Origin of the sequence: Mesorhizobium sp. B2-3-15, from assembly GCF_006442875.1 — a bacterium.
In the GTDB taxonomy this organism is placed as follows: domain Bacteria; phylum Pseudomonadota; class Alphaproteobacteria; order Rhizobiales; family Rhizobiaceae; genus Mesorhizobium; species Mesorhizobium australicum.
In genome coordinates this window covers 327,536-345,490 of sequence record NZ_VFVO01000006.1, presented here as the reverse complement: position 1 = coordinate 345,490, position 17,955 = coordinate 327,536, and the positions used below count along the sequence as shown (strand labels likewise).

Genomic DNA, 17,955 nt, shown 5'->3' with positions numbered 1-17,955 from the left:
CTGTAGCAAAGGACGAAACAGTAGGGCCGATGCCGACATGGCGTCGATAAAAAAATCGAGACGCCGCGGATTCAGCGGCCGCCGATTGCCGCCGATCGGTCCTCCTGCGTCTTCAACCATCTCAACACGAGCGCTTCCTCCTCATCGAGGCCTTCGATGGATCGCTTGCGCTTGTTGGCTTCCGCCATTTCGGCAAGCAGTCGTCCTTCGCTCCAAGCCTTGAAGACCTGCGGATGGATATAGCATTGGCGGCAGACCGCGCGCGTATTGCCCAGCCGTTCGGCCACCTTGTCGATGACGTTGTTCATCACCCGTTTTTGCTGTGCCTGGCTTTCAGGCAGTTCCGTCTGTGCAAACAGCGACGCGGCGTGGATGGTGCCGCCCCATGTGCGGAAGTGCTTCGAACTGAACGCATCGCCGACCGCTTCGCGGATATAGTGGTTCACGTCGTCGGAGCGGACAGGGCGTCTGTTGCCGTCCTCGTCGAGATACTGGAACAGTTTCTGGCCCGGCAGGTCCTGCGCGCCCCGAACGATCCCCGCGATCCGGCGGTCAACCAGCTTCAATTTCCATTCCTTGCCGGACTTGCCCTTGAAGGCGAAGCGCAGGCTCGATCCCTTGATATCGACATGCCGGTCCCGCAAAGTCGTCAGGCCGAAGCTCTTGTTATCGCGGGCATAGGCGGCATTGCCGACGCGGATCATCGTGTTGTCGAGCAGCCAGACCACCGCGGCGGCGACGCGTTCGAGCGGCAGGCCGTGACGGCGCAGGTCGCTGTCGATCCTGCGCCGAAGGTCCGGCAGGCTTTCGGCGAAAGCCACGAGGCTCGAATATTTGGCGCCGTCGCGCTCCTCGGCCCATTGCGGATGATAGCGATACTGCTTGCGCCCCCGCTGATCCCTCCCGGTCGCCTGGATATGCCCGTTCGGATCGGGCGAAATCCAGACATCGGTCCAAGCCGGCGGTATGACGATCGCCGCGATGCGCGCTCTGTCGGCATCGGAGACCGCTTTCCCGTCCGGTGCCTTGTAAGCGAATCCCTTGCCTGCCTTCAGCCGGCGGATGCCGGGCTCGGCATCGCTGACATAGGTCAGCGCGGCATCCCTGGCGGAAATCTGTGCTCCATTCTTGGGTACGCTATCACCGTCGGCCAATCGGCTCCGCGACGATCCGGTTCTCTGCAGCATGTAAGCTCCACACGAAATATGCGTAGATAAGCTGCGGGCTGACCGCTGGTTCCACACCCCGCCTGGAAACAAGGCAATCCCGGTGGCGTCGGTCGGGCCTACAATGCGCGCTGCATCTGTGTCGGCGGAAGGGACAGCCGGCGGCGCGCCGCGAGTTTGAATTTGTAGCGCAGGCAGCGCCAGGCTTCCGAGCGCCGCTTCGGCGCCACTGAGGCTATTGCGAGAAAGCGCGCGGCCATGTCCAGGTCGCCTCGCGCATAATGGACACGGGCGATCTTGAGCGCGACGAGGCCCTCCCTTGCTTTCAGTGCCGAAATCGGGATGCCGCAATCGGTGAGCGTACGCAGCTCCCGGCGCCAGTCCAGGAAGCGCCGCACCGGGTTGACCGTGAAGCGATCGTCCGAACGCTCCGCTGAAACTTCGTAGATCATGACGGGGCGCTGAATCATGACCAGCGACGCCTTGCTCATCAGCCGCGCCCAGAACAGCGTGTCCTCGTCGAAGGCGAGCCCGACGGGGAACCGGGTCTCGCCGATGAGACGCCGGGAAGCCAGCACGCTGCCCACCGCCACCGAGCGTATATCCCCCTTCACGTAGGCGGAGGCGTTGGTGAGGCAGGCCGCGGTATAGCCGTTTGGCACCTTGATCTGCCGGTCCTGACCGTTCACCCTGCGCCGGAAGGCGCCGACGATCATGTCGGCCTTGGGCTGGCTTTCCGCCTGCGACAGCAAGGAGCTTAAGCCGCCCTGAAGGTGCAGGTCGTCGGCGTCGATCAGGTAGACCCACGGATGGGCTGCCTCATCAAGCGCCAGGTTACGGGCGCCGCCGGCGTCGCGGCAACTGGCGGGCAGCACACGCAAAGGCAGGGATGATTGCGCCGCGGCCTGCCGGGCTGCATCGGCCGTGCCATCGGTCGATTGATCGTCGACCAGCAGGACCTCGCCGATAAACCCGGCCTCTCCGCCAAGCGAGGCCAGCGTTTTAGCGATCGTTGCCGCCGCATTGTAGGCGGGTATGACGACGCTGACAGCTTTCAATGACAAACCTCATGCCTGTGCGCGGCAGCCTAAGACTATTCTCCCTTAAGGCGAATACAGACTAAGCACTTACAGGAAAAGTGTGAAACGGCTTTTCCGTCCGGAATTGCGCGAAATCAAAGACTTGGATCGGCTCGCCTTTTCCGTGAACCGGTGAGCTGCTCTAGTGACCGCATCGATGTTTGAGAAGTCTGCCCCATCCTTGTGAGAACTCGCGGCGCCGGCAAGTTAGTGCGCCCCGTTTCACGCCTTTTCGAGCACGACCGGGATGACGTCGACCGCCTGGTCGCCGACCTGTCCGCCAGTCGTCTTCAGCACGCCGACGATGGGCGCCACATCCGAATAGTCGCGCCCGTAACCAACGGTGATATGGTCGTTGGAGGCCCGCATGCCATTGGTCGGATCGAACTCCTGCCAGCCGGCATCACGCCCGCACCAGACCTTGACCCAGGCATGCATGGCATCCGCGCCTTCCAGCCGGGGCTTGCCTTTGGGCGGAATGGTGCGCAGGAAGCCACTGACATAGCCGGCCGGAATGCCAAGCCCGCGTAAGCCGGCGATCATGATGTGGGAGAAATCCTGACAGACGCCCCGCTTCAGCTGGAAGGCGTCGCTGGCCCGGGTCCGCACCGTGGTCGCCTCGTCATCGTATGTGAAATCGCGATGGATGCGATTGCACAGGTTCATCGCCGTCCCTGCGGCCGAGTTTCCGATGCTGTCTTGCGCGAATGCGGTGATCGCCGCATCGATGCCCGCATGGCTGCTGGCGGCCAGGAAATGGTGCGGCGAGGCAGGCGCAAGCGACCGCACGGCGGCCAGATCCTGTCGAAGGCGGCCGAGATCGGGCGACACGTCGAGCCCCGGCTCGGGCCGCGCCACCAACACACGCGCGCTCATCCTGATGTCGAGCGTGTCATGGGCGTCGCGAAACGCGATCGAAGTGACATTGTTGCCGAAGAAATCGGAAAAATCCGACCTTTCGTTGGGTGCCGGTGAAAAAGAAAGCGAAGCGGCGATGACACGCTGCACACCGTCAATGGTCGACGGCAGCACGCGCACCTGATGGCGTCCGCCGCCAGCAGCGGCAGCATAGTCGTAGTGGAGCAGAAGCCTGATGTCGTACAGCATGGCCATCTCTTTCTAGCCGAAATAGGCTTTGGCGAGGCTGCTGTAGAGCCCGCCTATTTCGCCCGCGAGATCGTTCAACGCCCTCACCGTCATGTCTGCCGGCTCCTTGATGGCGATGGACGTGTTGAGCTGCAGGATCTCCTTGGCCGCCGCCGACATGTGCCCCTCGCCGCCGGTCGCCGGCAACAGCCCTATCTCTGCTTTCAGCCTCTCGAGCTGGAACAGGATGGAGCGTGGATTGAGCGGATCGAGCGCCAGGAGATCGATCACCGTGCGCCGGCCGGCCTGCACCGGATATTGCCGTCGATGGGTCATCACGCTGTCGCCGATCTCCAGCATCATGTCCAGCGCCCCGTCCGGCGCCTTGCTGCTGGTCAGTCGGGCCAGCGTGCTGGCGATCTGGATGCCGCGCTCCAGCCGCCGGCCGATCTCGAGGAAACGCCAGCCAGCGAAGCGGTACATGTTCTCATGCAAAAGGCCCGAGAATCCGGCAAGCTTGCGCAGGATCACGGTCATGGCCCGCGTCGCATCGTCGCCGGGCGCCACGGTGGTGGCGAACTGATGGATCGTTTTTGACAAATCCTTGAGCGCCAGCCAGCCATCCGGCGAGAAACGATCGCGGATCTGGCCGGCGCTGTACACCGCGCTGTCGAGCGTGCCGATCAGCCCTGGCGGGATCGCCGTTTCGACATCGATGCCGAACGGTTCGAGATAATCCCTGATATCGGCCAGCAGCGGCATGTCCGGATCGGACGTTTCGGCGAGCCGCACGTGATAGGCGCGCAGGATACGCACCGTGTCTTCCGAGCGTTCGATGTAGCGGCCGAGCCAGGTCAGGTTTTCCGCCGCGCGGCTGGGCAGGCTGCCGGGCCTCGTCCGGTTGAAGCTGTCGCTCTCCTGCGGCAGCAGCGTCTCGCGCTCCACGGGTCTGTCGCTGACCACCCAGACATCAGCCGCCTGGCCGCCGCGCTGCATGGCGATCGCCGTCGGGTCGAGCGATAGGCCGACGCGCGCAAACCCGCCCGGCATCACCGTCCAGCCCTCGGGCGTACGCGCCAGATAGACGCGCAGGCTCGCCGGCCGCGGTTCCAGCCAGCCGCCGACATAGACCGGCGTCGTCGAAAGCGTCACCGCCTCCTGGCCGACGAAGGCCTCGCCGTCGCGTTCGATGCGCGCCACCAGTTCCGCCCGCTCCCCGACCGACAGCGCCGAGCCGAGCTTCGTCTGTCCGTCATCTTCGAAGGCAAGTCTTGTCGACAGCGCCGGGCCGACCACCATGCGGTCGATATTGGCGAGCACATGGGCGCGCTCCGTCTCCTGCCCGCACCACCATGTCGCCACACTGGGCAAAAGCAGCTCCTCGCCCCACAATTCGCGCGCGATCTTGGGCAGAAAGGCGAGCAGCGCGCGCGTCTCCATTAGGCCCGAGCCCAGCGCATTGACGGTGGACACCGTGCCTTGCCGGATCGCCTCGACCAGCCCAGGCGTACCGATCTGCGAATCCGGGCGCAGCTCGAGCGGATCGGCGAAGGCGGCATCGAGCCGCCGCCAAAGCACGCTGATGGGCATCAGGCCGGACACGGTCCGCACCATCAGCCTGCCGCCGGAAACGGTCAGGTCCTCGCCTTCGAGCAGCATGATGCCGAGGTAGCGGGCGATATAGGCGTGTTCGTAATAGGTCTCGTTGAGTGGCCCCGGCGTCAGGATGGCGACGCGGCCGTCGCTCTCTTTTGCCATGCCGATCAGAGCATCGCGAAAGCGGCGGAAGAAGCCGGCGAGCCGGTGCACATGCATCTCGCCATAGATGTCGGACAAAGCGCGCGTGGTGGCGACCCGGTTTTCCAGCGCGAAGCCGGCGCCCGAAGGCGCCTGGGTGCGGTCGCCCAGCACCCACCAGCGGCCGTCCGGACCGCGGCCGAGTTCGAAGGCGCAGAAGTGCAGGAAATGCCCTCCGGCCGGCCTGGTGCCGACCACGGGCCGCAAATATTCAGGGCTCGCCGCGATCAGTCCTGCCGGCAGGATGCCTTTTTCGACCAGCCGGTTCGGCCCGTGGATATCGGCAACAATTTCCTCGAACAGTTCGGCGCGCTGCACCAGGCCGGCGCTGACCGCCTGCCACTCGCTGTCCTCGATGAGCAAGGGAATATGCGCCAGCGGCCATTCGCGCTCGTTGGCGCCCGCCTTGTCGTAGACGCGGTAATAGACACCGGCATCGCGCAGATACTGATCGGCGCGGGCGAAGCGCTGGCCGAGCTTTTCGGCCCCGAGGTCGTCGAGCGCTTCGACAAAATGCTTCCAGACCGGACGGGGATTGCCTGACGCGTCGACCATCTCGTCGACGATGCCGTCGATCGGCTGGTAGTGCTCCAGCAGGCTATGGGCCTGCGGCTTGCCGCGCACCCTTTTGTGATTCCCCTTTGCCATGTCAGATCACAGTCTTGGTGGACGCCTGAGGTCAAGGGTCATCGGGAAATCTTCCGCCGGCTGTTCCTCGCGCAACACATAGCCCGAGGGTGTGTGGCCACGCGGTTCGAAGCGGGCGAGCCGTCGTGCCTCCGCCTCGTTGCCGTTGACGGGGAAAGTGTCGTAGCTGCGCCCGCCGGGATGCGCGACATGGTAGACGCAGCCGCCGATTGCCCGGCCGGACCAGCGGTCATAGATGTCGAACACCAGCGGCGTGTTGACCGGCAGCGCCGGATGCAGGCCCGAGGCCGGCTGCCAGGCCTTGAAGCGCACGCCGGCCACCGCGACCTCTCTGTTGTCGGTAATCCTCATCGGCACGATGCGGCCGTTGCAGACGATCGCATGACGCTCCGGGTTGACGCCTTCGGTCCTGACCTGCAGCCGTTCGACCGAGGAATCGACGAAGCGCACGGTGCCGCCGATCGCGCCCTGCTCGCCCATCACGTGCCATGGTTCCAGCGCTTGCCTGAGCTCCAGCTTGATCCCGGCATGCTGCACCTCACCGCAGAAGGGAAAGCGGAATTCGAGCTGGGCATCGAACCATTCGGGCCGGAAGTCGAAACCATTGAGCTTGAGGTCGTCGAGCACGTCGAGAAAGTCCGCCCAGACATGGTGCGGCAGCATGAAGCGATCATGCAGCGAGGTGCCCCAGCGCGCGAAGCGCCCGTCGAGCGGGTTCTTCCACGCGCGGGCGATGATGGCCCGCACCAGCAATTGCTGCGCCAGAGACATGCGCGCATTGGGCGGCATCTCGAATCCGCGGAATTCGACAAGGCCAAGCCGGCCAGTCGGACCATCCGGGGAAAACAGCTTGTCGATGCAGATTTCCGAGCGATGCGTATTGCCGGTGACGTCGGTCAACAGGTTGCGGAACAACCGGTCGACCAGCCACGGCAAGGGTGCGGCACCCTGGTCGGGATGCGGCACCTGCGCAATCGCGATTTCAAGCTCATAAAGAGAGTCGTGGCGCGCCTCGTCGAAGCGCGGCGCCTGGCTGGTCGGGCCGATGAACAGGCCGGAGAACAGATACGACAGCGAGGGATGCCGCTGCCATTGCAGCACCAGGCTCTTCAGCAGGTCGGGCCGGCGCAGGAACGGGCTGTCATTGGGCGTGGCGCCACCGACCACGACATGGTTGCCGCCTCCGGTACCGGTGTGGCGGCCGTCGATCATGAACTTGTCGGCGCCGAGCCGCGTCTGCCGCGCCTCGTCGTAGATCGCCGTCGTTGTCGCCACGCAGTCCTGCCAGTTGGAGGCTGGGTGGATGTTGACCTCGATGACGCCGGGATCGGGTGCCACGCGGATGACGTTGAGGCGCGGGTCATGCGGCGGACCGTAGCCCTCGATGTGCACGGGAAGGCCAATTGCCTTTGCCGCGTTCTCGGCCGCGGCGACGAGCTCGAGGTAATCCTCGAGCGCCTCGACCGGCGGCATGAACACGCACAGCCTGCCGTCACGCGGTTCGACCGAAAGTGCCGTGCGCACCGCGCCGCCGATCTCGGTGATCTCCTGCTCGACGCGCTCCTGCTGGCCGGTCGTCGCCGTGAACGAGGCTGCCTGCTGGCGACGGGCCATTTCGTCGGCGCCTTCGAGTTCCGCAGGAGCGGCCGCTGGCAAGATCGCTTCGCGCACCGGCAAAGGGCCACGCGGCAGCGACGGATCGACGGGCACGATGTAGGGGAATTGCGCCGGCGGCACATAGGGCAGCGTGCCCAATGGCAGGCGATAGCCGACCGGGGAATCGCCCGGCACCAGGAACAGCCGGCCGCGCCGCGTCTTCCACTTTTCCGAACGCCAGCGCGGATCGGAGGCCTGGCTGTTCCAGCGCTGCACCGGCAGCACATAGCCGGACGGCTTGGTCAGCCCGCGTTCGAAGACACGCGCCATGCGGCTGCGTTCCTCCGGATCTTCGAGTTTCGAATTCGACGGGTCGACATTCTCGGGCAGCTTGCCTTCCTTGAGCAGCCATTCGGCTGGATCCTCATAGGCTTCGCTGACCATGGACGTGTCGATGCCGAGTTCGCCGGCGATCGCCGTCAGCAGGCTTTCGGCTTGTTTCGGGCCGATATCAGCCGAACTATCTTCCCGCGCGATCAGCGACGGGTCGCTCCACACCGGCTCGCCGTCGGCGCGCCAAAAGAGCGAAAACGTCCAGCGTGGCAGACTTTCACCGGGATACCACTTGCCTTGGCCGTAGTGGAGAAAGCCGCCGGGCGCGAAACGCTCGCGCAGCCTGCGGATCAACGCATCGGCCTTTTCGCGCTTGGTTGGCCCAACGGCGGCGGTGTTCCATTCGGCGGCCTCGAAATCGTCGATCGACACGAAGGTCGGCTCGCCGCCCATGGTCAGCCGCACATCCCCGGCCGCGAGCGCGGCATCGACCTCGTTGCCGAGCGCGTCGAGCGCCTGCCAGCTCTCATCCGAGAACGGCTTGGTGATGCGCGGATGCTCGGCGATGCGGTCGACCCGCATCTCGAAGCCGAACTCGACATTGGCGAAGCTCGCCATGCCGGAAATAGGCGCCGCATTGCGGAAATGCGGCGTCGCTGCCAGTGGCACATGGCTCTCGCCGGTGAGCAGGCCCGAGGTCGGATCGAAGCCGATCCAGCCGGCGCCGGGAAGATAGACCTCGCACCAGGCGTGCAGGTCGGTGAAATCGACCGCTGTCCCGGCCGGCCCATCCAGCGCGACAAGGTCGGGCTTGAGCTGGATCAGATAGCCCGAGACGAAGCGCGCGGCGATGCCGAGATTGCGCAGGATCTGCACCAGGAGCCAGCTTGAATCGCGGCAGGAGCCCTTTGCCGCTGCCAGCGTTTCCTCCGGCGAGAAGACACCGGTTTCCATGCGCACGATATAGGCGATCTCGCGCTGCAGGCGGGCATTGAGATCGACGAGGAAATTGACCGTGTTGGGCGCACTGCGGTCGACGGTTTTCAGAAACGCCTGGAGCAGCGGCCCGGCCGGCTCCGGCGTGCGGTAGATGGCGAGGTCGTCACGGATATCCTCGGGATAGTCGAACGGGAACGCCTCGGCCGACGGTTCGACGAAGAAGTCGAACGGATTGTAGACGGTCATGTCGGCGACGAGGTCGACCTCGATCTTCAGCTCCGTCACCGGCTCCGGAAAGACGAAACGGGCGAGGAAGTTGCCGTAAGGATCCTGCTGCAGATTGACGAAGTGGTTCGCCGGCTCGACCTTGAGCGAATGGCTCAACACCTTGGTGCGGGAATGCGGTGCCGGCTGCAGCCTGATGATTTGGGGCCCGAGAACCACCGGCCGGTCGTATTTATAGTGGGTCAGGTGGTAGACGGCTGCCAGAATTGCCATGGGGCCCCGGAGATCGGCGTTTCATCAGCCGAACCCTGACACATCTGGCCGCCATTCTCCAAGCGGATGTTGCGGTGCACCTAAATTAAACGGCTATCGAACGGACAATATCATCTGGTTCGACTGGTTGCTCGCTACCGTCTCCAGCACTGATGATTGGTGGAAGCGCCTCTCCCGTCGTCATCCTAGGGCGAAGCAAGGAGCGAAGCGACGCGGCGCAGACCCTAGGATCCATGCCGTTACATTGATCGAAGAATACCAGCGGCGCAGAATGAGGTCATTCTGTTGCGATTCGGCCGTGCACACATCCTTCAGCGCAGCAGCGCTTCCGTGTCGCGGCATGGATCCTAGGGTCTCCGCGACGTCGCTTCGCGACTGCTCCGCCCTAGGATGACGAAGCCGAGGATCAAAAGAACGCCTGTATCCCCGTTTGCGCCCGTCCCAGGATCAGCGCGTGCACGTCATGGGTGCCTTCGTAGGTGTTGACGGTTTCCAGGTTCTGCGCGTGGCGCATGACGTGATAGCCGATCTGGATCCCGTTGCCGCCATGCATGTCGCGGGCCTGGCGGGCGATGTCGAGCGCCTTGCCGCAATTGTTGCGCTTGACGATCGAGATCATTTCCGGCGCCATCTTGCCTTCATCGAGCAGGCGCCCGACGCGCAAGGAGGCCTGTAACCCCAGAGCGATCTCGGTCTGCATGTCGGCGAGCTTCTTCTGGTAGAGCTGGGTGCCGGCCAGCGGCTTGCCGAACTGCTTGCGGTCAAGCCCATATTGGCGAGCGCGATGCCAGCAATCTTCCGCCGCTCCCATGGAACCCCAGGAGATGCCGTAGCGGGCCCGGTTGAGGCAGCCGAAGGGTCCACCGAGGCCCTTGGCGTTGGGTAGCAGCGCGTCCTCGCCGACCTCGACGCCTTCCATCACCACTTCGCCGGTGATCGAAGCGCGCAGCGACAGCTTGCCGCCGATCTTCGGCGCCGATAGCCCTTTCATGCCTTTCTCCAGCACGAAACCGCGGATCTCGTCCTTGCCGTTCTCGCCCTTCAACTTGGCCCATACGACGAACACGTCGGCGACCGGCGCGTTGGAAATCCACATCTTGGAGCCGGAGAGCGTGTAGCCGCTGGCGGTCTTTTCGGCGCGGGTCTTCATGCCGCCAGGATCGGAACCGGCATCCGGCTCGGTCAGACCAAAGCAGCCGATCCATTCGCCGCTAGCGAGCTTGGGCAGATATTTCCTGCGCTGTTCGTCCGAGCCATAGGCATGGATCGGGTACATCACCAGCGACGACTGCACCGACATCATCGAGCGATAGCCGGAATCGACGCGTTCGACTTCCCGCGCCACCAGACCGTAGGTGACATAGCTGGCGGCGAGGCCACCGAACTCTTCCGGAATGTTGATGCCGAGCAGGCCGGCCTCGCCCATCTCGCGGAAGATCGCCGTGTCGAAGGTCTCGTTGAGATAGGCTTCCTCGATACGCGGCGCGAGCTTGTCGGCGGCAAAGGCGGCAGCGCCATCGCGCACCATGCGCTCGTCTTCCGAAAGCTGGTCCTCGATCAGGAACGGGTCTTCCCACACGAATGCATTCTTGTCGGCCATGGCTTCTCGATCCTTGAAACAGGTGAAGCCCGGCTTATCGGCTCGTGGCCTGAAAAAATCAAACGAAATTGCTTCGCGGATCAATGAGCGTTAGGAATGGATCATGAGTGTCCAGCGCCGCCTTTTGCCCAATATCAGCGCCCTTGCCGCCTTCGAGGCCGTGGCGCGGCTTGGCTCCTTCACCGCCGCCGCCCAGGAATTGGACCTGACCCAAGGCGCGGTCAGCCGCCAGGTCAGGCTTCTGGAAGATCAGTTCGGCCGGCAGCTGTTTGAACGCGACAGCCGCAATGTAAGGCTCTCCACGGCAGGTGAAATCTACGCCGAAGCGGTACGCTCGGCGCTTGGCCAGTTGCGTGACGCAGCCCTTGGATTGATGAGCAATCGGCATAGTGGGATCTTGAATCTTGCCATTCTGCCGACTTTCGGTACGCGTTGGCTGATGCCGATGATCCCCGATTTCGTCGAGAACAATCCCGACATCACCATCAACTTCGTCACCCGCGTCGGGCGCTTCGACTTCGCACGCGAACGGTTGGATGCCGCCATCCACTATGGCCTCCCGGACTGGCCGGACGCCGACTCGACGCTTCTGGTGCGCGAGACGGTGGCGCCGGTGGTGTCGCCCGACTTCCTCGCCGGCCGCGCCATCGCCACGCCGGCCGACATTGGCCGTTTGCCGCTGCTGCACATGACGACGCGCCCCGGCGCCTGGAGCGAATGGTTCGAGCATCAGGGCCTGAGCGCGCCGACTGGGCCTGGCATGCAGTTCGAGCAGTTCGCCACCGCCGCCCAGGCTTGCATGGCGGGCCTCGGCGTGGCGCTCTTGCCGCAGATTCTCATCGAGGGCGAACTGCAGCGCGGCCAGCTTGTGCCCGCGCCAGGCCAGCCGATGCAAAGCCGCAATGCCTATTACCTCGTCGTCCCCCACGACAAGCGCGGCTATCCGCCGGTTGCCAGTTTCCGGGACTGGCTGCTCGGCCAGCTTGAGAAGGAGCCGGCTGTTCTGGCGTGGTAGCTACTTTCGCTTCAGCGCGTCCGCCAGCGCGGCGCCGAACGCACCTTGCTGTGCCGGCCGCTCCGGCTGGCGTTGCGGCGTAGGCCCGCGTGGCGCCGGCCTGCCGCCGCCATTGTCGCGCGGCCCGCTCCTCGAGGCACCACCCTCGCCGGCATCCTTACGCATGGAGAGCGCGATGCGCTTGCGCTTGATGTCGACTTCGACGACGCGCACCTTGACCACGTCGCCGGCCTTGACCACCTCATGCGCGTCCTTGATGAAACGGTCGGCGAGCTGCGAGACATGCACCAGCCCGTCCTGATGCACGCCTATATCGACGAAGGCACCGAAAGCGGCGACATTGGTGACGGTCCCTTCCAGCAGCATGCCGGGCTTCAGATCCTTGATCTCGTCGATGCCGTCGGCGAAGGTCGCCGTCTTGAAGCCGGGACGCGGATCGCGGCCGGGCTTCTCCAGCTCCGCCAGAATGTCGCGCACCGTCGGCAAGCCGAAACGCTCGTCGACGAAGACGCGCGGGTCGAGCGCCTTGAGCGCGGCACTGTCGCCCAAAAGCGAACGCACGTCGCGGCCGCAGGCGGCGACGATCTTCTTGGCCACGCCATAGGCCTCCGGATGCACCGACGAGGCGTCGAGCGGCTCGCTGCCATTGGCGATGCGCAGGAAGCCGGCGGACTGCTCGAACGCGCGCGGTCCAAGCCGTGCCACCTTCAGCAGGTCCTTGCGGCTGGCGAACGGGCCGGTCGCATCGCGATGGGCAACGATTGCATCGGCGAGCGACGCGCCGAGGCCTGAAACCCGCGCCAGCAACGGCGCCGAGGCGGTGTTGAGGTCGACGCCGACCGCGTTGACGGCGTCCTCCACCACCGCTTCCAGCGAGCGGCCGAGCCGGTACTGGTCGACATCATGCTGATACTGGCCGACGCCGATGGATTTCGGCTCGATCTTGACCAGTTCGGCCAGCGGATCCTGCAGCCGTCGCGCGATCGACACCGCGCCGCGCAGCGACACGTCGAGGCCGGGGAACTCGGCGGCAGCCGTCGCCGAGGCCGAATAGACCGACGCTCCCGCCTCGCTGACGATCACCTTGAGCGGCTTCGGGCCGCTGTCCGAAGGCATGTCGGACAGCATGTCGGCGACCAGCTTCTCGGTCTCGCGGCTGCCGGTGCCGTTGCCGATCGAGATCAGCTCGACCTTGTGCTGGCGGATAAGTGCCGCAAGTTCGGCCTGCGTGCCACGCACATCGTTCCTCGGCGGAAACGGATAGACCGTCGTCGTCGCCAGCAGCTTGCCGGTGCCATCGACCACCGCCACCTTGACGCCGGTGCGGATGCCCGGATCGAGCCCCATCGTCGGCCGCGAGCCGGCGGGAGCCGCCAGCAGCAGATCCTTGAGGTTACGGGCAAAGACATGGATCGCTTCTTCCTCGGCCCGCTCGCGCAGGTCGCGCATCAGGTCGAGCGTCAGGTGCAGCGACAGTTTGATGCGCCAGGTCCAGCCGGCGACCTCCATCAGCCAGCGGTCGCCTGGCAGGCTGGCACCGATGGCGTAGGCGTTGGCGATCATCCGCTCGACCGGCTTCACCGGCGAGCTGTCATCGGCATCCACATCGATGTCGAGCGACAGCACCTCCTCGTTGCGGCCGCGCAGCATGGCGAGCGCGCGGTGGCTTGGCACGGTCGCCCAACGTTCAACATGGTCGAAATAGTCCGAGAATTTCGCGCCGGCTTCCTGTTTGCCGTCGACCACCCTGGCGCGCAGGAAGGCGCGCTCCTTCATGTAGCTGCGCAGCTTGCCGACCAGGTCGGCGTTTTCGGCGAATTGCTCCGACAGGATATCGCGCGCGCCCTCCAGCACCGCCTTGGCGTCGGCCACCTCTGCGGTGATATAGGCGAGCGCGACGTCCGCGGGCACCAGCGAACGGTCGGCGAGAATGGCTTCGGCCAGCGGCCCCAATCCACGCTCGCGGGCGATCTCGGCCTTGGTGCGGCGCTTCGGCTTGTAGGGCAGGTATATGTCCTCTAGCTCCGCCTTGGTCGCGGCGCCCGCGATCTTGGTTTCAAGCTCTTGCGTCAGCTTGCCCTGTTCGCGGATCGAGCCCAGGATGGTGTCGCGGCGCGCGTCGAGCTCGCGCAGATAGACAAGACGCTCGGCAAGGTCGCGCAATTGCGTGTCATCCAGCCCGCCGGTCACTTCCTTGCGGTAGCGTGCCACGAACGGCACCGTCGCCCCCTCATCGAGCAGTCCGATCGCCGCGGCCGCCTGTTCCGGCCGCGCCTTGATTTCGGCCGCGATGATGGCTGCGATGCGCTTGATGTCGGATGCCATGTCTTCCCACTCTCGTCGAAAAGAGCGGCGACCATAAGCGCAGACATCAGGTCCGCCAACCGCGACGTTTTCAACGGCGGCGGAGGTCCACAGGAAAACGCGATGCGTTCACCGGATCTGGGTACTGCAGGAATTTGCTGATACTGAGATGTCTGCGCCGCCCCTCACCTGCCTGCCGGCATCCTCTCCCCGTATAGTGACGGGGAGAGGGCGCTGTCATCGCCGATTTCGCCAATCGCCAACGGTGCAAAGGGGCGCCGGCGTAGCGACCAGATCCCTTCTCCCCGTCACTATACGGGGAGAAGGTGCCGGCAGGCGGATGAGGGGCAGCGCCGACATCACCAATCGCACGCGACTGCCCACTTAGACCATCCGGCTCAGCGCCTCGAAAAACGCAACGATCTCGATATCCAGCGGATCGTCGACCGGCTCCGGCTGCGACGACATCTTGGCGATCACCACTTCGGTGCTGGGATCGACATAAAGCCACTGGCCATGGATGCCGATGCCGCAATACGCGCCATTTTCGAAGCCGGTCTGGTACCATTTGTTGCGGTAGCGGCCTTTCGGGAACAGCGGCAGCATGGCACCGCGCCGCCAAGCTTCCGAGCTGCCGCCGGTGCTGGTGGTGTCGCGCACCCAGGCCTCGGGCACAATGCGGTGGCCATTGGCGGTGCCGCCCTGCCGCATCATCTCGCCGAGGCGCGCCAGGTCACGCGGCGTCACCGAAATGCCGCCGGCGGTGCGTGCCGTGCCTTCCATGTCGACGCCGACAGAGGCCTCGCTGAGGGCGCCAAGCGGCAGCCATAGTTTCTCGCGCATGAGGTCGGTGAAGCGCTGGCCCGAGGCGCGCTCGAGCAGCAGGCCGAGCAGGTCGGAATTGGGCGAGCGGTAGCGGAAGGTCTGGCCATGCGGCTCGGCAAGCCGCTGCAGGGTCAGGATGAATTCACGCAGGCTTTCGGTGCCGCCGCCCGGATTCCACAGCGTCGCTCGGCGATAGCGGGCGAAGGCGCTTTCCGGATCGAGATAGGCCTCCTCGAAATCGAGGCTGACGCTCATGTCGAGCACATGCCGAACGCTTGCATCGCCATAGGCCGAGCCGGCTGCTTCCGGGATATAGTCCGTCACCGGCGCTTCCGGATCGAACGCCCCCTCGCCTTCCAGTATGCCGGCGATGATCGCGGTCACCGATTTGCTGATCGAGAAGATGATGTGGCGCGCGCCAAACTCCATATGCGGCGCGAACCAGTCGCCAATGATCTTGCCGCCCTTCATCACCGTAAGGGCGTCGGTGCTGGAGCGTAGGAGGAATTCAGCCACCGTCTCCGGTGCAGTCGCGACCGTGACCTTTTCCCCGAGCAAGCCGTCCATGTCTCGCCGAGGGGCTTCTGCGGCGCCGGGCGCTGCCGCCACCCGGGCGGTCGGCACCAGTTCGCCGAGATTCTGGAACGACCACCGATTGAACGGGCTCACACGCCAGTTGCCGAGCAGCACCTCGTTACGGCGGAATCCGTATCGAGTCTCGAACGCGGTCTTGCCGGTCATGGCATTTCCTTCCAGTCCATTGTCGTTAAAACTCAGGCAAGCGCCGCGGCGATGGCGTGCACGGCCTTCAGCGTTGCCCTGGAATAGGCCATGTTGCTGAAATCCGGCCAGGTCGACAGCTTCACCACGACTATTCCTGTGTTCCAGTCGATATGGATCAACTGTCCGAACACGCCACGGCACATCAGTGCCCGCGAGCTGGGATTCTCGATCCAGAACTGGTTGCGATAGCTGCCCTCGGGCAGGCTGGCCGAGAAATCCGGACCATGCCTGCCGGTACGCGTCGCCTCGATCCAGTCCGCCGGCACGATGCCGCCGCCATTGTCAAGGATCAGCTGGCCAAAGCGGGCGTAGTCGCGCAGCGTCGCGTTGAAGCCGCCATCGGCCAGCGCATAGCCGGCGCTGTCGACGGTGAAGCAGGCGCTTTCGTCAGCCCCGAGCTTTTGCCAAAGTTCTTCCGAAACCACTTGCGCCAGCCGCTTGCCGGTCACCCGCTCCATGATGAAGGCGAGCACGTCCGTTTCGATCGAGCGATATTCGAACGCGGCTCCATGCGGGCGAACCGTGTCCTTCAAGCCCAGGATCAGCTCGAACATGTGCGATGGCCAGCGGAAATCCGGATCGCTGCCCGGTGGCACCGGCTTCCAGCCGGTGGCGACATCGACTTGGCCGATGTCGGAATAGCGGTCGGTGTATTCCTCCGAGAAGCGCACGCCGGTGGTCATATCAAGCACATGCTGGACGCTGGCGCCGGCCCACCCGGTCGCGCTCAGTTCCGGCAGGTAGTCCGTCACTGGCTTCGCCGGATCGATCAGGCCGCGCCCGGCCAATATGCCGAACACCGAGCCGGTGACCGACTTGGCCATCGACTGCGACAGGTGCAGCGTGCGCTCGTCCATGCCGTTGAAATAGCGCTCATAGGCTATCCTGCCGTCCTTGAGCACCAGGAAGCCGTCCGTATAGGTCTCGTCGAGCAGACCGGCGAGTGTCGAAGGCCTGCCCTCGCTGTCCTCGACCGCTAGCCCGTCGAGATCGACCTCGGCGCGTTCGAGACGGTGGCGATGGCCAGCGCCGCGCCAGACTTCCACGGTCGGCAGAATTTCCCGTATGTGCTGGAAAGCCCAGCGGTTCCAGGGCGGCCTGTCCCAGTCGAGCCTCGGCGGCAGCATGGCGGGCGGCGAGCCTTGCATGATAGGCGGCCGCGGATCGCTGTTGCGGTAAGATGTCATGGAACCCTCCCCGTAAGCGCAAAGAAGGGAGGCCGAAGCCTCCCTCCCGCTGGACTTTAGACCGAACCTATTTGCGCAAATTGGTCCAGATCTTGTTGTAAATCTCCACCACATCTGGCGGACAGGGCGGAACGAATTCCGCTACCGGCGCGCCTGCCGGCGGATTGAGTTCCGGCGAATTGGCGAAATCCGGCTGCAGGAACTTGTGGCTGCCCGCAATGCCGTTGTCGTAACCGGCGAATTCCGAGATCAGCGCAGCGTTTTCCGGAGCCATGATAAAGTCCTGGAACAGCTTGGCATTGTCGAGGTTCTTGGCGCCCTTCAGCACCGCGACATTGTCCATCCAGCCCTCGATGCCCTCCTTGGGGTAGGCGTATTTGATGGCCGGGATTTTCTGCCGCGAGCGATAGGTCGCGCCATTCCACTGCTCCGTCACGATCACGTCGCCGGAGGTGATCTTGGTGATGGTGTCGTAGCTGAAGGTCTTCCATGACGGCTTGGCGGCCATCAGGATGTCGTTGACCTTCTTCAGATTGGCCTTGTCGGCACCGCAGCGCGGCACGCCGGCATAACGCTCGGCCGCATGCATGACAGTGTTGACATCGTCGAGCATATTGATCTGGCCCTTCAGCTCCGCCGGCGGGTCGAAGAGGATGGCCAGCGTGTCGATATTGCCCTTGAACTTGTCTGTGTTGACCGCGAATGCCGTGGTGCCAAACTGCCACGGCGCGGTGTAGTGACGGCCGCTGTCCCAATAGACGTCGACGAAACGCGGATCGATGTTCTTGCCGTTCGGCATCGCGTTGGGCTCTGTCTTTTCGAGCAGCCCTTCGTCGACCATAATCTTCACCGTGTAGTCGGACGGCACGACGATGTCGTAACCGGAATTGCCGGCGCGCACCTTCGACAGCATGGTTTCGTTGGAATCATAATCGTCCAGCGTAACCTTGACGTTGTACTGTTTCTCGAACTTTTCGACCAGCTTGGGATTGGTATAGTCACCCCAATTGTAGATGTGCAGCTCGCCATCGGCGAGTGCCGGCACTGCCCACATAAGCACGGCCGTCGAAACGGCCGCCATCAACTTTCTAGACATTTT

Annotated in this window: 11 protein-coding genes; 1 reads left to right on the top strand and 10 read right to left on the bottom strand. The window is 64.3% G+C overall.

Going from position 1 to position 17,955, the window contains the following annotated elements; all coding sequences use genetic code 11:
- Positions 1-71 precede the first annotated feature (71 nt).
- The 6 genes from FJ954_RS15240 to FJ954_RS15215 form a co-directional block, all read right to left on the bottom strand.
- Positions 72-1,187: a DNA topoisomerase IB gene (locus tag FJ954_RS15240; protein WP_140661836.1), complete on the bottom strand. Its 1,116-nt coding sequence runs from the start codon at positions 1,185-1,187 to the stop codon at positions 72-74.
- Between the two features lie 98 nt (positions 1,188-1,285).
- The gene (locus FJ954_RS15235) at positions 1,286-2,224 is read right to left on the bottom strand and encodes a glycosyltransferase family A protein (protein WP_140661835.1); all 939 of its coding nucleotides are present in this window, start codon (positions 2,222-2,224) and stop codon (positions 1,286-1,288) included.
- A gap of 243 nt (positions 2,225-2,467) precedes the next feature.
- A complete protein-coding gene (locus FJ954_RS15230; protein ID WP_140661834.1) occupies positions 2,468-3,352 on the bottom strand; it encodes a transglutaminase family protein in 885 nt (294 codons plus the stop codon).
- A 12-nt stretch (positions 3,353-3,364) separates the two neighbouring features.
- Entirely contained in the window at positions 3,365-5,776 is a 2,412-nt protein-coding gene (locus tag FJ954_RS15225) for a circularly permuted type 2 ATP-grasp protein (protein ID WP_140661833.1), read from the bottom strand.
- Between the two features lie 6 nt (positions 5,777-5,782).
- Positions 5,783-9,142 carry a transglutaminase family protein gene (locus FJ954_RS15220; RefSeq protein ID WP_140661832.1) on the bottom strand — a complete coding sequence of 1,120 codons (3,360 nt, stop codon included), beginning with the start codon at positions 9,140-9,142 and terminating at the stop codon, positions 5,783-5,785.
- 406 nt (positions 9,143-9,548) lie between these two features.
- The gene (locus FJ954_RS15215) at positions 9,549-10,742 is read right to left on the bottom strand and encodes an acyl-CoA dehydrogenase (protein WP_140661831.1); all 1,194 of its coding nucleotides are present in this window, start codon (positions 10,740-10,742) and stop codon (positions 9,549-9,551) included.
- A 103-nt stretch (positions 10,743-10,845) separates the two neighbouring features.
- Between FJ954_RS15215 and FJ954_RS15210 the strand changes: the two genes are divergently transcribed.
- Positions 10,846-11,757 (top strand): LysR family transcriptional regulator, encoded by a 912-nt coding sequence (locus FJ954_RS15210; RefSeq protein WP_015315938.1) that lies wholly within the window; start codon positions 10,846-10,848, stop codon positions 11,755-11,757.
- Here the strand turns inward: FJ954_RS15210 and FJ954_RS15205 are convergent, their stop codons facing one another.
- The 4 genes from FJ954_RS15205 to FJ954_RS15185 form a co-directional block, all read right to left on the bottom strand.
- Positions 11,758-14,082, bottom strand: coding sequence for a Tex family protein (locus tag FJ954_RS15205; protein WP_140661830.1), 2,325 nt, complete (start codon positions 14,080-14,082; stop codon positions 11,758-11,760).
- Positions 14,083-14,445: 363 nt separating this feature from the next.
- A complete protein-coding gene (locus FJ954_RS15195; RefSeq protein ID WP_140661829.1) occupies positions 14,446-15,627 on the bottom strand; it encodes a serine hydrolase in 1,182 nt (393 codons plus the stop codon).
- 32 nt (positions 15,628-15,659) lie between these two features.
- The gene (locus FJ954_RS15190) at positions 15,660-16,856 is read right to left on the bottom strand and encodes a serine hydrolase (protein WP_140661828.1); all 1,197 of its coding nucleotides are present in this window, start codon (positions 16,854-16,856) and stop codon (positions 15,660-15,662) included.
- Between the two features lie 67 nt (positions 16,857-16,923).
- A complete protein-coding gene (locus FJ954_RS15185; RefSeq protein WP_140661827.1) occupies positions 16,924-17,952 on the bottom strand; it encodes an extracellular solute-binding protein in 1,029 nt (342 codons plus the stop codon).
- Positions 17,953-17,955 lie beyond the last annotated feature (3 nt).